General features: G+C 67.0%; 14 protein-coding genes. 7 read left to right on the top strand and 7 right to left on the bottom strand.

Features of this window, described 5'->3' with window-relative positions:
* Window positions 1–7: 7 nt before the first annotated feature.
* Window positions 8–355 (bottom strand): nitrite reductase small subunit NirD, encoded by a 348-nt coding sequence (gene nirD / locus AU197_RS20120; protein ID WP_064404765.1) that lies wholly within the window; start codon window positions 353–355, stop codon window positions 8–10.
* Entirely contained in the window at window positions 352–2,907 is a 2,556-nt protein-coding gene (nirB, locus tag AU197_RS20115; RefSeq protein ID WP_064404764.1) for a nitrite reductase large subunit NirB, read from the bottom strand. The genes nirD and nirB overlap by 4 nt, the downstream gene beginning before the upstream one ends.
* Window positions 2,908–3,116: 209 nt before the next feature.
* Between nirB and AU197_RS20110 the strand changes: the two genes are divergently transcribed.
* Window positions 3,117–3,551, top strand: a complete 435-nt coding sequence (locus AU197_RS20110; RefSeq protein ID WP_064404762.1) for an Hsp20/alpha crystallin family protein — start codon at window positions 3,117–3,119, stop codon at window positions 3,549–3,551.
* Between the two features lie 51 nt (window positions 3,552–3,602).
* Here AU197_RS20110 and AU197_RS20105 read toward each other — a convergent pair whose 3' ends face one another.
* On the bottom strand, window positions 3,603–3,896 hold the full coding sequence (locus tag AU197_RS20105; protein ID WP_064404761.1) for a hypothetical protein: 294 nt from the start codon (window positions 3,894–3,896) through the stop codon (window positions 3,603–3,605).
* Window positions 3,897–3,906: 10 nt separating this feature from the next.
* Window positions 3,907–4,665 carry an isocitrate lyase/PEP mutase family protein gene (locus tag AU197_RS20100; RefSeq protein WP_064404759.1) on the bottom strand — a complete coding sequence of 253 codons (759 nt, stop codon included), beginning with the start codon at window positions 4,663–4,665 and terminating at the stop codon, window positions 3,907–3,909.
* Window positions 4,666–4,776: 111 nt separating this feature from the next.
* On the opposite strand from AU197_RS20100, the gene AU197_RS20095 reads away from it, so the two are divergent.
* The 5 genes from AU197_RS20095 to AU197_RS26520 all read left to right on the top strand — a co-directional run bounded on the left by AU197_RS20095 (window position 4,777) and on the right by AU197_RS26520 (window position 9,096).
* Window positions 4,777–5,070 carry an Rv0250c family protein gene (locus AU197_RS20095; RefSeq protein WP_064349304.1) on the top strand — a complete coding sequence of 98 codons (294 nt, stop codon included), beginning with the start codon at window positions 4,777–4,779 and terminating at the stop codon, window positions 5,068–5,070.
* A gap of 45 nt (window positions 5,071–5,115) precedes the next feature.
* Window positions 5,116–5,955: a succinate dehydrogenase subunit SdhC gene (gene sdhC / locus AU197_RS20090; protein ID WP_064404758.1), complete on the top strand. Its 840-nt coding sequence runs from the start codon at window positions 5,116–5,118 to the stop codon at window positions 5,953–5,955.
* A 33-nt stretch (window positions 5,956–5,988) separates the two neighbouring features.
* Complete coding sequence (locus tag AU197_RS20085; RefSeq protein ID WP_064404756.1) at window positions 5,989–7,938, top strand: fumarate reductase/succinate dehydrogenase flavoprotein subunit; 1,950 nt, start codon at window positions 5,989–5,991, stop codon at window positions 7,936–7,938.
* A complete protein-coding gene (locus AU197_RS20080; protein ID WP_064404754.1) occupies window positions 7,935–8,687 on the top strand; it encodes a succinate dehydrogenase/fumarate reductase iron-sulfur subunit in 753 nt (250 codons plus the stop codon). The genes AU197_RS20085 and AU197_RS20080 overlap by 4 nt, the downstream gene beginning before the upstream one ends.
* Before the next feature lie 247 nt (window positions 8,688–8,934).
* Window positions 8,935–9,096: a hypothetical protein gene (locus AU197_RS26520; RefSeq protein ID WP_094292676.1), complete on the top strand. Its 162-nt coding sequence runs from the start codon at window positions 8,935–8,937 to the stop codon at window positions 9,094–9,096.
* A 54-nt stretch (window positions 9,097–9,150) separates the two neighbouring features.
* On the opposite strand, the gene AU197_RS20075 is transcribed toward AU197_RS26520, so the two are convergent.
* Window positions 9,151–9,639, bottom strand: a complete 489-nt coding sequence (locus AU197_RS20075; protein WP_064404753.1) for a flavin reductase family protein — start codon at window positions 9,637–9,639, stop codon at window positions 9,151–9,153.
* A 181-nt stretch (window positions 9,640–9,820) separates the two neighbouring features.
* Between AU197_RS20075 and AU197_RS20070 the strand changes: the two genes are divergently transcribed.
* The gene (locus AU197_RS20070) at window positions 9,821–10,489 is read left to right on the top strand and encodes a GAP family protein (RefSeq protein WP_064404752.1); all 669 of its coding nucleotides are present in this window, start codon (window positions 9,821–9,823) and stop codon (window positions 10,487–10,489) included.
* A 12-nt stretch (window positions 10,490–10,501) separates the two neighbouring features.
* On the opposite strand, the gene pe is transcribed toward AU197_RS20070, so the two are convergent.
* Window positions 10,502–11,638: an acyltransferase PE gene (pe, locus tag AU197_RS20065; protein WP_064404750.1), complete on the bottom strand. Its 1,137-nt coding sequence runs from the start codon at window positions 11,636–11,638 to the stop codon at window positions 10,502–10,504.
* Window positions 11,635–13,347 (bottom strand): AMP-binding protein, encoded by a 1,713-nt coding sequence (locus tag AU197_RS20060; RefSeq protein WP_064405068.1) that lies wholly within the window; start codon window positions 13,345–13,347, stop codon window positions 11,635–11,637. The genes pe and AU197_RS20060 overlap by 4 nt, the downstream gene beginning before the upstream one ends.
* Window positions 13,348–13,357 lie beyond the last annotated feature (10 nt).

Here is a 13,357-nt window from a genome sequence, read left to right as displayed (position 1 = left end):
CGAAGGCTTACCCGCGGACTTCGACGTGGCCGTCGGCGGTGAGGCGCGTCGGGTAGACCGGCAGCGAGAACTCCGGATCGTCGAGGCACACCCCGTCGTCGAGCGCGAAGGCCTGCTTCTTGATCGGCGACTGCACGGTCGGGCGGCCGCCGCGATCGCCGACTATTCCGCGCGACATCACCGCCGCCCCCGAGAACGGGTCGATGTTGCCGACGGCATGCAGCGAACCGTCGTCCAGACGGAACAGTGCCGCCTGGTTGCCGTCGGCGAGCAACACGCCCACGCCGCGGTTGGGGGTCAGAAAGTCGTAGCGGCAGGCCGTGGTCCATACCTGGATCTCGTTGAGCAATGTCATTTCTGGGGCACCTTCGGCATTCCGATGGGAACGGGCACCTTGCGGCCGGACCGCTCGGTGAACTCGACTGTGGGGTCGACGACGTCGGGGGCGTTGACGAACGACACGAAGCGCGACAGCTTCTCCGGATCCTCGAGCACGCCCTTCCATTCGCAGGCGTAACCCTCGACGTGACGGGCCATCGCGGCCTCGAATTCGGCTGCCAGGCCCAAAGAGTCGTTGCACACGACGTCGCGCAGATGGTCCAGGCCGCCGTCCATGGCCTCCAGCCACGGCGCCGTGCGCTGCAGCCGGTCGGCGGTGCGGATGTAGAACATCAGGAACCGGTCGATGTAGCGGATCAGCGTCTCGTCGTCGAGATCGCCTGCCAGCAACTGCGCGTGCCGGGGCGACATGCCGCCGTTACCGCACACGTAGAGATTCCAGCCCTGTTCGGTGGCGATGACGCCGACGTCCTTGCTCTGCGCCTCCGCGCATTCGCGCGCACATCCCGACACCGCCATCTTGATCTTGTGGGGTGCGCGCAGCCCGCGGTAGCGCTTCTCGATTTCGACGGCCATGTCGACGGAGTCCTGCTGGCCGTAGCGGCACCATGTGCTGCCGACACAGCTCTTGACGGTGCGCAGTGACTTTCCGTAGGCGTGCCCGGACTCCATTCCGCCGTCGACGAGGCGGCGCCAGATCTCGGGGAGCTGATCGACGCGGGCTCCGAACATGTCGATGCGCTGACCACCGGTGATCTTGGTGTACAGGCCGAATTCCCTGGCGATCTCGCCGATCAGGATCAGCTGCTCCGGCGTGATCTCACCGCCCGGGGACCGTGGGACGACCGAGTAGCTGCCGTTCTTCTGAATATTGGCCAGGAAGTGGTCGTTCGAGTCCTGCAGCGAGGCCTGCTCCCCGTCGAGGATGTGGTCGCTACTGGTCGACGCGAGGATGGAGGCCACCACAGGTTTGCAGATGTCGCAACCCTTTCCGGTGCCGAAGCGTTCGATCAACCCGGAGAAGGTGCGAATCTCGGTGGCGCCGACGATCTCGAACAACTCGGCGCGCGACTGGGAGAAATGCTCGCACAGCGCCTTGGACTGTTCGACGCCCTCGGCCTCCAGCAGCTGCTTGAGCAGCGGCACACACGAACCGCACGAGGTGCCCGCCAGCGTGCACTTCTTCAGGCCGGGCACATCGGCGCAGCCACCTCCGATGGCCTCTTTCAGGTCGCCCTTGGTGACGTTGTTGCAGGAGCAGATCTGAGCGATGTCGGGGAGCGCGCCGACGCCCAACCCCGGTGTGTCGCCCTCGGAGGCAGGCGCGATCAGCGACAGTGGGTCACCGGGCAGCTCGCTGGCGACCATCGGACGCAGCACGCCGTAGGCCGACGCGTCACCGACCAGGATTCCGCCCAACAGGGTCTTGGCGTCATCGGAGAGCACCAGCTTGGCGTAGGTCTGCTTGACCGGGTCGTTGACCACGACGTTCAGGCAGTTGGGCGTGCGGCCCTGGGCATCGCCGAAGCTGGCGACATCGACGCCGAGCAGCTTGAGCTTGGTCGACATATCGGCTTCCGGGAACTCGGCGGCGCCACCCAGCAGGCGATCGGCCACCACCTCCGCGCTGGTGTAGCCGGGGCCGACCAGCCCGTAGCAGCGACCCTCGATCGCGGCCACCTCGCCGATGGCATAGATGTCGGGATCGCTTGTGACGCAGGACAGGTCGGTCAGCACACCCCCGCGCTGCGCGATGTCGAGGCCGGCTTCGCGGGCGAGTTCGTCGCGCGGGCGGACACCGGCGGCGAACACGATCAGGCTGGTGTCGATGTGGCTTCCGTCGTTGAGGGACAGCCGCACTGAATCGTCCTGGTCGGATTTGCGTAGCGGCCGGTTGCGCTGTGCCGGCGCGATACTCTCGGTGCCCACACCGGTGTGCACCTCGATGCCCAGGCCCTTGACCATCCTGCTCAGCAGCGCGCCGCCCGCTTCGTCGAGCTGCGCGGCCATCAGGTGCGGAGCCATTTCGACGACGTGGGTCTTCAACCCGAACGCGCGCAGCGCATTCGCGGCCTCCAGCCCGAGCAGACCGCCGCCGATCACGACGCCGATCGGCGTCTTGGATCCGAGCGCAGCGTCGGCGCCGGCCCGGATCGCGTCGAGGTCGTCGAGGGTGCGGTAGACGTGGCACGCCGGTAGGTCGCGGCCCGGAACCGGCGGCACGAAGGCATAGGAGCCGGTCGCCAACACCAGGGCGTCGTACGGAATGCGGGTCCCGTCGGCGGTCAGCACCGCCTTTCCGGTCCGGTCGATACCGGTGACCCGTGTGCCCAGCCGGAGCTCAACCTGGTCGTCCTCCGGGTAGTCGTTGCCGGCGAGCGCCAGCCGACTGCGGTCCCAGTGCTCGGTGTATCCGGTGAGCCCGACCCGGTCGTAGGCCGCGTCGGCCTCCTCGGCGAGGATCGTCACCCGCCATTGACCGTCGCCGTCACGGGACCGCAACGCCTCGACGAACCGGTGACCGACCATGCCGTGGCCGACCACGACCACGCTTTTCGTTGACCGCATGATGCCGACGCTAAGCAGCCGATATTGCCGCAATGTCGCCTCGTGTGAAGCAGCGATCACGGTGTGCTCACATCGGCCCGCGCCCGTTGTGAGACAGCTGCAGCGGCTTCGCTCACAGCGAACCGACCGCGGGAACATGAGCGTGGGTAACTCAAGTTTTACCGGATGAGTGACCGGCAGGGTGCCGGTCCGACAGCGAGGAGGGCAGCATGAGCACTTTGGCATTACGGACTCGTCCCACCTGGGATCTGGACCGTTGGGTACGCGACTTCTTCGGCCCCGCGACCGCCGACGGCTGGGCGACGGGAGCGTTCACCCCCGCCGCGGAAATCGTCAGGGAGGGCGACGACGCGCTCGTCCGCGTCGAGCTGCCCGGGCTTGACGTCGAGAAGGACGTCAATGTCGAGGTCGACCGCGGCTACCTCGTCATCCACGGCGAGCGTCGCGACGAGCGGTCTGAGGACAAGGACGGGCGCACGCTGCGCGAAGTGCGTTACGGGTCGTTCCGCCGATCGTTCAAGCTCCCCGGGCACGTCACCGGCGAGGACATCACGGCCGGGTACGACGCCGGTGTGCTGACGGTGCGGATCACCGGCGCCCACAAGGGCCGCGAGGCGCAGCGCATCGCGATCGAGAACAAGTAAGCACGTCGATACGGCAGCCGGTGGAACCTCGGTTCCACCGGCTTCGTCGTCTCAGCCCTCGGTGGTCACGGGGGCCGGGCCGCTGGGGGTCGGCGGGGGCTCGGGTGCCCGGACCTCCGTCGTCTCCACGCTCGGCATCGTGTAGCTCGGGGTCGTCGTCGTTGTGGTGGTGTACGTCAACGGAATCGACGTCGCCGCCGGTGGCGGTACGGTCGCGGGAACCTTCGCGGCGTCGGACGTGCGCAGCACCGCGTAGATCAGGATCGCGATCAGCACGGCCGCGACCACGCCGGCGGCCATGACCAGCGACTGGTCGTCCTGCCAGCTCAGATCGTCGTCGGACACGTCGTCCCCTCTAGACCCAGCGCTGCAGCATCTCTTTGGCCTGTGCCGACAGCGCGCGTTGCAGGAACGGCCCGAAGCTGACCCGCGCCACGCCGAGCGGTCCGAACGAAGCGGGGTCGTCCTGATCGGGCAGCCCGATCGCATTCACCGGAAGAGGTAGCTCGGATGTCAAGCGCCGCAACGTATCCGGATCGTGGCGGCCGACGGGGTACAGCACGTCGGCTCCCGCCTCGGCAGCCTCGGTCAGCCGGGCGATCGCCCGATCGACACGGTCGGACTCGTCGCCGTCCTGGCGCAGGAACAGATCCGTGCGCGCGTTGATCACCACGTGCACGCCGGTCGCGTCCGCCGCCTCACGCAGCGCGCCGACGAGTTCGGCGTGCTCGGTCGCCGAGCGCAACCGGCCGTCCTCGCTGTGGACGGTGTCTTCGATGTTGAACCCGACGCCGCCCGCCTCCAGCAGGCCGTCGATGAGCCGCGCGGGGGGCTGGGCGTAGCCGGATTCGAGGTCGACAGAGACCGGGACGTCGACCGCCCCGGTGATCTGCTTGACCCGGGCGACCACGTCGTCGAACGACATCCCCTCACCGTCGGGCTTGCCGACTGAATCGGCCATCGGGTGGCTGCCGACGGTGAGCGCAGCAAATCCTTCATCGACCGCGAGCCGGGCCGACCAGGCGTCCCAGACCGTCGGCAGGATCACCGGGTTGCCCGGCTGGTGCAAGGCCAACAGGGCGTCGGCCCGCTCTTTGAGGACCTGGTCGGGCATCGGGTCGTCTCCTTCGGTTTGACGTGATCTGTCTCACGGTGCACTGCATGATGTAGCTAGCATCGGGTGTCGTACTGTGATGCCTGACACCCTTCAGCCCAAGGAGGTCAATTGTCCAGCACTACCGAACTTGCCGAGCTGCACGAGCTAATCGGAAGCCTGCGGCGGTGCGTGACATCGTTGGCGTCGAGATACGGGGACACCCCCGCGACGCGTCGGATCGTCAACGACGCCGAACGCATCCTCAACGACATCGATCGTCTCGATATTGACGCCGAAGAGCTGGAGCTGGCCCGAGGCGTGGTGCACCACCATGCCGGAGACCGCATCCCGATCCCGGACACTCAGTACGACACCGATTTCTGGCGCGGCGTCGACGACGAAGGGCTCGGCGGCGTCCGCTGACGTGGACCCCCGAGCACCGGGACAACTCAACACCGAAAGGCAACAGTGAGCGCACCCACCGCCGACCGCAAGGCGACCGGCGTCTTTTCGCCGAGCCGTGCCGAGATCCCGCAGCGCACCCTGCGCACCGACCGGTGGTGGCAGTCACCGCTGATCGTGAACCTGGGCTTCGCGGCCTTCCTGATCTACGCCACGGTGCGGGCGTTCATGCAGAAGTGGTACTACGTCGCCGACTACCACTACCTGACGCCGTTCTACTCACCGTGCCTCGCGAAGTGGAACGCCGCCGAGCAATCCGGTTGCATCCCCGAGGCCAGCCACTTCGGCCAGTTCCTTCCCGATGTGTGGTGGCTGCCGTATGCGGCGGTGTCGCTGCCGTTCCTGCTGCTGTTCCGGTTGACCTGCTACTACTACCGCGGCGCCTACTACCGGTCGGTGTGGCAGTCGCCGACGGCGTGTGCGGTGCCGGAACCTCGGGCGCACTACACGGGCGAGACGCGCCTGCCGCTGGTCATCCAGAACACGCACCGCTACTTCTTCTACATCGCCGTGGTCATCTCGCTCATCAACACCTACGATGCGATCGCGGCGTTCCGCTCGCCCGACGGCTTCGGACTCGGGTTGGGCAATGTCATCCTCGTCACCAACGTGGTGCTGCTGTGGACCTACACGCTGTCGTGCCACTCCTGCCGTCACGTCGTCGGTGGCCGCCTCAAGCACTTCTCCAAACACCCTGTCCGGTACTGGATGTGGAGCCAGATCAGCAGGATGAACACCAGGCACAAGACCTACGCCTGGATCACGCTCGGCACACTGATGCTGACCGACTTCTACATCATGCTGGTGGCCAGCGGGGCCATCTCTGACCTGAGATTCATTGGCTGACAGCCTTTTCCAAACGGTAGTGAGGTTTACTTAATGGCGGGATCTGATGCTCTTCGCGCAAGCGGCTCATCGGAAATAGAGCGACATTCCTACGACGTCGTGGTCATCGGCGCCGGCGGCGCGGGTTTGCGCGCGGTCATCGAGGCACGCGAACGCGGCCTGAAGGTCGCGGTGATCACGAAGTCGTTGTTCGGCAAGGCCCATACGGTGATGGCCGAGGGCGGCTGCGCGGCGGCGATGGGCAACGCGAACCCCAAGGACAACTGGCAGGTCCACTTCAAGGACACCATGCGCGGCGGGAAGTTCCTCAACAACTGGCGCATGGCCGAGTTGCACGCCAAGGAAGCCCCGGACCGGGTGTGGGAGCTGGAGACCTACGGCGCGCTGTTCGACCGCACCAAAGACGGACGGATCAGCCAGCGCAACTTCGGCGGGCACACCTATCCGCGGCTGGCGCATGTCGGTGACCGCACCGGCCTGGAGATCATCCGGACCCTGCAGCAGAAGATCGTCTCCCTGCAGCAGGAGGACAAGGAGGAGTTCGGCGACTACGAGGCCCGCATCCGGGTCTTCCACGAGACGACGATCACCGACCTGATCAAGGACGGGGATCGGATTGCCGGGGCGTTCGGCTACTACCGCGAGGGCGGCAACTTCGTCCTGTTCGAGGCACCGGCGGTGGTCTTGGCGACCGGCGGCATCGGCAAGTCCTACAAGGTGACGTCGAACTCCTGGGAGTACACCGGCGACGGACACGCGCTGGCCCTGCGCGCGGGCGCGACGCTGATCAACATGGAGTTCGTCCAGTTCCACCCGACCGGCATGGTGTGGCCGCCCAGTGTCAAGGGCATCCTGGTCACCGAGGGTGTGCGCGGTGACGGCGGAGTGCTGAAGAACTCCGAGGGCAAGCGCTTCATGTTCGACTACATCCCCGCGGTGTTCAAAGGCCAGTACGCCGAGAGCATCGAGGAGGCCGACCAGTGGCTCAAGGACAACGACTCCGCGCGCCGCACCCCTGACCTGCTGCCCCGCGACGAGGTGGCCCGCGCCATCAACTCCGAGGTGAAGGCCGAGCGCGGCACGCCGCACGGCGGCGTCTACCTCGACATCGCGTCGCGCCTGCCGGCCGAGGAGATCAAGCGGCGGCTGCCGTCGATGTACCACCAATTCATGGAGCTCGCCGAGGTCGACATCACCAAGGAGCCCATGGAGGTCGGCCCGACGTGCCACTACGTGATGGGCGGCATCGAGGTCGACCCCGACACCGGTGCGGCCAAGACGCCGGGGTTGTTCGCCGCGGGTGAGTGCTCCGGCGGTATGCACGGCAGCAACCGGCTGGGTGGCAACTCGCTGTCGGACCTGCTGGTGTTCGGCAGGCGCGCCGGGATGGGCGCGGCCGACTACGTGCGCGCACTCGGTGAGCGCCCGAAGGTGTCCGACGCGGCGGTCGAGGCATCGACCACGTTGGCGCTGCACCCGTTCGAAGGCCCGTCCAATGGGGATGCCGCCGAGAACCCGTACACCCTGCAGCTGGATCTGCAGGACACGATGAACAGCCTGGTCGGCATCATCCGTAAATCGGACGAGGTCACCGAGGCCATCGACAAGCTCAAGGAACTGCGCGAGCGGTACAAGCGGGTCCGGGTGGACGGCGGTCGGCATTTCAACCCGGGCTGGCACCTGGCCATCGACCTGCGCAACATGATCCTGGTCAGCGAGTGCATCGCCAAGGCGGCGCTGGAGCGCACCGAAAGCCGCGGCGGGCACACCCGCGACGACTACCCGTCGATGGAATCGGAGTGGCGCAAGACGCTGCTGGTGTGCCGTGCCGAAGGTGAGACCACGGTGCCCGACATCAGCATCACCCGCCAGGACCAGGTGCCGATGCGCGACGATCTGCTGGAGCTGATCGACATCGAAGAGTTGGAGAAGTACTTCACCCCCGAAGAACTCGCCAACCACTCGTCTAGGAGAGACGCATGAGCTACCAGGCAAAGATGCGAGTGTGGCGTGGCGACGACAACGACGGCGCGCTGCAGGACTACGAGGTCGAGGTCAACGAGGGTGAGGTGGTGCTCGACATCATCCACCGGCTGCAGCAGACCCAGACCGGCGATCTGGCCGTGCGCTGGAACTGCAAAGCGGGCAAGTGCGGTTCCTGCTCGGCGGAAATCAACGGCAGGCCCCGTCTGCTGTGCATGACGCGGATGTCGACCTTCGCCGAGAACGAGGTCATCACCGTGACTCCGCTCAGGACCTTCCCGGTGATCCGCGATCTGGTCACCGACGTGTCGTTCAACTATCAGAAGGCAAGGGAGATCCCGGCGTTCACGCCGCCGAAGGACCTGCAGCCCGGCGAGTACCGAATGGCGCAGGAGGACGTCAACCGGTCGCAGGAGTTCCGCAAGTGCATCGAGTGCTTCCTGTGTCAGAACGTCTGCCACGTGATCCGCGATCACGAGGAGAACAAAGAGGCCTTCGCCGGTCCGCGGTTCCTGATGCGCCAGGCCGAGCTGGACATGCATCCCCTCGACGTGCACTCCCGGCGTGCCGAAGACGCGCAGGAAGTGCACGGTCTCGGCTACTGCAACATCACCAAGTGCTGCACCGAGGTCTGCCCCGAACACATCAAGATCACCGACAATGCGTTGATCCCGATGAAGGAGCGGGCGGCCGACCGCAAGTACGACCCGGTGGTGTGGCTCGGCGACAAGCTCTTCCGGCGACGGTAGGAGCCGGATAAGACAGCTTGTGCCGGCGACGGTAGGAGCCGGATAAGACAGCTTGTGCCGGCGACGCTAGGAGCCGGAAAAGACAGCTTGTGCCGGCGACGGTAGGAGCCGGAACCTCACTAGCGGGTTGATCGCATGCACCAGGTGCGTGCGATCAACCCGTTAAGGCTTTCCGCCGAGGCATACACATCCACGGATACGTAGGTACCCTGCGGGTAGCGGCCAATCAACGACGAAAGGTTGCATCGTGGCACTTCGACACCCGCATAGCATCAACGACATTCGCACCGCGATCCGCGAGCTCAGTACCCGCGCGGTCCTCGCCCGCAAAGAAGGCCGAGCCGCCGACGCCGACGAGCTGGAGCGGCGGGTTGCCGGGTATCGCGAGGAGCTCAGCGCGCGGCCCTGACCTCGGCCAGTCCGGTGTGCTTCCGCTCGCTGGATGACCGGTTGCGCACCGGGATCACCCGCTGTTGAGGCGGCGGAACGTGCTGCGGTGAAACACGATCGGTGCGACGTTGTCGTGCACCGTAATATCGCAGACCCGCAGGATCACGATCGTGTGATCGCCCGCGGGGACCAGTTGCTCGATCGCGCTCTCCAGCCAAACCGCGGTGCCGTCGATGAAGACCGCGCCCGACTGACGCGACACGGTGTGCAGACCGGCGAACCGATCACCGGTCTTGGCGGCCAGCGTTCGCGCGGCTTCATCGTGGGCCTCGCCGAGCACGCTGATCCCCAGTGACGGGAGATTCTCGAGCCTGGGCCAGGTCTCCGAGGTGTTTTGGACGCAGAACGACACCAGCGGCGGGTCGAGCGAGACCGGGACGAAGGTGCTGGCCGCCAGCCCGATACGGGTGCCGTCCACCTCCGCGGCGATCGCGATGACACCGGACGGGAAGTGCCCGAACGCTTCGCGCAGTGTCGCCGGGCTGAGATCAGTTGCGCTCATATCTGGTCCATTTTCGCACGCGCACACAATCGGTAACCACGTCCGGACCACCCAGCGGGCCGCCATCGACCGTGGCTGCGGCTCCGGTGGAGGTCGGGATCGTGGTGAGCACAACCGGTAACCTGACGCCCATGCTCGAGCCACCCGCGGTTGACCGGTAGGCCGAGGACCGACGAGATCCATGTGGATGCCGCTCCTGGTGATGGCCGTTGCCGTCAGCCTGGAGCCGTTTCGCGTCGGGATGACGGTCCTGATGCTCAACCGCCCGCAACCGACCCGTCAGTTGACGGCCTTTCTCGCCGGTGGCTTCGTGATGGGAACCCTCGTCGGCATCGTCGTGCTGTTCCTGCTGCGTCCCGCGCTGGGATCGGCCCGATTCACCTTGCCGATGGTGCAGATCGTGGTCGGCGCCGTTCTGCTGCTCAACGCGGTGCTGGTCGTCACGGGCGTGTGGGCACGCGGCCGGGAAGCGGCGAGCGTGGCCGAAGCCCGGGTCGGACCACTCGCCGGTCGCGCTCGGCGGGTGCTCGAAGGCCGGTCGTTGTGGACGGCGGGCGTCGCGGGCCTGGGCATCGCGCTGCCGTCCGTCGACTACCTCGCCGCGCTCGCGCTGATCGTCGCCTCCGGCGCCGCGACCGCCACCCAGCTGAGCGCGCTGGTGCTGTTCAACGTGGTGGCTTTCGCGCTCGTCGAGATTCCGCTGCTGTGTTACCTGGTGGCCCCCGACCGCACCCGCGCAGCGATGTCGACGCTCTACGACTGGCTGCGCGCGCAAGGCCGCCGCGGCATCGGCGCCCTGCTCGCCCTCATCGGCTGCGCGCTCCTCGCGGTCGGGTTCGCCGGGCTCTGAGGAGCGCCCGACTCACGGCTCGGGCTGGTTGTTCAGCACGTACTGCAGCCCGGAGAGCAGCTGCGAGATCGGGTCTGCGCCACCGCCGAAGGCGGCCTGGGTGGCGGGCGCGGTGACCTCCGCGGGGTCGTAGCCGTTGACCGGATCCACCGTGATGGGCGCGGTCAGCGGATTGTCGTGACGCGAATAGCCGGCGTCGACGTAGGGCTTGAGCACTGCGTCGAGCTTGTTCAGCGTCTCCTTTTCCACGCCGAGGTACTTGAACGGCAACACCAGCGGCAGATGTTCTTCGGGGATCATGAACGTCGTGGTCTTCGCCCCGCGCGAGTTCACGGTCGTGCGGATGTTCTGCGGTGGCACCATGCTGGGCTCGGTGAACGCTACCGCGGTGTGACCGGTGGCCAACCCGACGATCGCGTTGGCCACCGAGATCCAGTTGTCCGGACGGTCCGGCCAGTCGGCGATGCTGTCGTAGGCCGACACGAACTGGTACGTGTCGTACTGGCTTTCGACCGGCGGCGGGATCCGGTAATCCAGCGACGGCACCACGGCGCCCACCGGGAACATCTGGGTCAGGAAGCTCTCGCCGAACGCATGCCGCGCCACCGGGTCGCCGTACATCGCGAAACTCAGCTGGTCCGGCGGCGGTGCGGCGGGATCGTAGGCCAGTTTGGCCTGCACGTCGTTGAGCACCATCGCGCCCTCGGACAGACCGATCACGGTGCCCTGGCCGCCCTCCCGGATCGCGTTGATGACGTTGGGAGTGCCGACGTCGACGGACTCGCCGACGCTGGGGCCGTCGAGACCGAGACCCGGCACATAGCGGTCCCCGAACCCGCCGATGCCCGGGAACAACCGCTCCAGGGTGTGGCCCTGCACCTGCCCGGCGGGGTAGTCGACGATCTGCCGGTCCAGTCCGGGGAACCAGTCCGCGCCGGTGCGCATGATGTATTCGTCGTAGGGGATGCCCAGCACGTGGGCGCCGCCCAGCGCATACGCTCGGCCGGGTGTCCCCAGCCGCGGGCCGTCGGCCGGCGGGGCGGGTTTCGGCGGCGGTGGCGGCTCGTCGGCCACCGCGATCCCGAGCCCGAGACAACCCGTGGCGCCGAAGGCGCTCAACGCAGCGCCGAGAGCGAGAAGCCTCTTCATTTGGAGTCCAATCGCGCGAATTGATTCTGTCGATAAAGCTCGACGCAGGCGGCCCGCCGGATCTTGCCGCTGGTGGTCGTGGGGATCGCACCGGCAGCCACCAGCACGATGTCCTCGACGCTCAGGCCGTGCGCGTTCGAAATCGCCGCCTTCACTTCGCTTTTGAGCGCGGCCAGTCGACGGATCGCCTCGTCGTCGAGGTCGTCGGGCTTCTTGAGCTCGAGGATCGTGACCAGACGTTCGGTGCCGGCGCCCCCGACCCCGATCGCCGCGACCCGCCCGCCGGTGAGGTCCTGCACCGTCGCCTCGATGTCCTCCGGGTAATGGTTGCGACCCCGGATGATCAGCAGGTCCTTGATGCGGCCGACGACGAAAAGCTCACCGCCGTGGATGAATCCGAGGTCACCGGTCCGCAACCACGGCCCCTCCGGCGTGCCCGGTGACGGGTCGACGAGTGCTGCCCCGAAACCACTCTGCCCGTCGAGTCGCCCACCCCAATACCCGTCGGAGACGTTCTCGCCGTGCACCCAGATCTCCCCGACCGCGTCCTGCGGGCACTCGCGGCAGGTCTCGCTGTCGACGATTCGCAGCGACGGCGACTGCGGCACGCGGTATCTGACCAGAGCCGTGCCGCTGCCCGGCGCACAGGGCAGGACCCGGCCGACACCGAGTTCCTCGGCGTCGAAATGGCCCGCGGGCGAGCCTTCGTCCCACGTTCCCGTCGCGACGAAGACCGTCGCCTCGGCCAGCCCGTAGGCGGGGCGCATCATGTGATCACGAAAGTCGAAGTGCGCGAAGCGATCGACGAATCGGTGCAATGTCGCCGGCTCCACCCGTTCAGCACCGCTGATGATGCCGACCACGCCGCCGAGGTCGAGCCCGGCCAGGTCGTCGTCGGTTGTCCTGCGGGCGGCCAGATCGAACGCGAAGTTCGGCGCCGACGACCACGCGTGTGGGTTCTCGGCCAGCGCTCGCACCCAGCGGGCCGGCTGCTCCAGGAACGCGAGGGGACTCATCAACTCGGCGCGTCGCCCGCACAGGATGGGTGCGCAGACCCCCAGCACCAGCCCCATGTCGTGGTAGAAGGGCAGCCACGAAACCAGCGTGGCGTCGGGCGGCAGCGGTGAGTAAGCGAAGAACTCCCGCATCAACTGCTCGAAGTTCAACGTGAGGTTGCGGTGGGAGATCTTGACTCCCGTCGGCGATCTCGTTGAGCCCGAACTGTATTGCAAGTATGCGATATCGGGAAGCTCGAGCGGACCGGCGGCGGTGTCGGGCTCGGCGTCCAGCTCGAGTGTGTCGATCTCGACGAGCTTGGGCACCACGTCCAGACGTGACCGATCGATGAAGTCGCCGACGTCGCCGGCGGCGGCCGACGTCGTGAGCACGACGGTGGGCTGGGTGTCGGCGAGCACCGAACTCACCCGGTCATGCCCCGAACCGGGGTGTGGCAACGGCAGCGGCACCGCGATGAGCGCCGCCTGCATCGACCCCAGGAACGCCAGGATGTACTCCAACCCCTGCGGGGCGAGGATCACAGCCCTGTCGCCGGTCGAGCCGTACCGCCGAAGCTCACGGGCGACGTTGACGGTGCGCCGCGCCAGTCGCGACCAGGTGAGTGTTTCGCGAACACCTGCCGGGTCGCGCGTGTAGTCGGTGAAGCCGAAGGCGACGTCGTCGGGGCGCATGCCTGCGCGACCGTGCAGCATCGACAGGACC

Origin of the sequence: Mycobacterium sp. IS-1590 (assembly GCF_001500025.1) — a bacterium.
Taxonomy (GTDB): Bacteria; Actinomycetota; Actinomycetes; order Mycobacteriales; family Mycobacteriaceae; genus Mycobacterium.
Note: the sequence above shows the minus strand (reverse complement) of the source record. Positions and strands in the feature narration are given on the sequence as shown.

What these genes read in the sequence shown, in the direction of transcription:
- nirD (WP_064404765.1), bottom strand. Translation starts at nt 355, where the DNA reads ATGACATTGCTCAACGAGATCCAGGTATGGACCACGGCCTGCCGCTAC.
- nirB (WP_064404764.1), bottom strand. Translation starts at nt 2,907, where the DNA reads ATGCGGTCAACGAAAAGCGTGGTCGTGGTCGGCCACGGCATGGTCGGT.
- AU197_RS20080 (WP_064404754.1), top strand. Translation starts at nt 7,935, where the DNA reads ATGAGCTACCAGGCAAAGATGCGAGTGTGGCGTGGCGACGACAACGAC.
- AU197_RS20100 (WP_064404759.1), bottom strand. Translation starts at nt 4,665, where the DNA reads ATGCCCGACCAGGTCCTCAAAGAGCGGGCCGACGCCCTGTTGGCCTTG.
- AU197_RS20110 (WP_064404762.1), top strand. Translation starts at nt 3,117, where the DNA reads ATGAGCACTTTGGCATTACGGACTCGTCCCACCTGGGATCTGGACCGT.
- pe (WP_064404750.1), bottom strand. Translation starts at nt 11,638, where the DNA reads ATGAAGAGGCTTCTCGCTCTCGGCGCTGCGTTGAGCGCCTTCGGCGCC.
- AU197_RS20070 (WP_064404752.1), top strand. Translation starts at nt 9,821, where the DNA reads ATGTGGATGCCGCTCCTGGTGATGGCCGTTGCCGTCAGCCTGGAGCCG.
- AU197_RS20060 (WP_064405068.1), bottom strand. Translation starts at nt 13,347, where the DNA reads ATGCTGCACGGTCGCGCAGGCATGCGCCCCGACGACGTCGCCTTCGGC.
- AU197_RS20075 (WP_064404753.1), bottom strand. Translation starts at nt 9,639, where the DNA reads ATGAGCGCAACTGATCTCAGCCCGGCGACACTGCGCGAAGCGTTCGGG.
- AU197_RS20085 (WP_064404756.1), top strand. Translation starts at nt 5,989, where the DNA reads ATGGCGGGATCTGATGCTCTTCGCGCAAGCGGCTCATCGGAAATAGAG.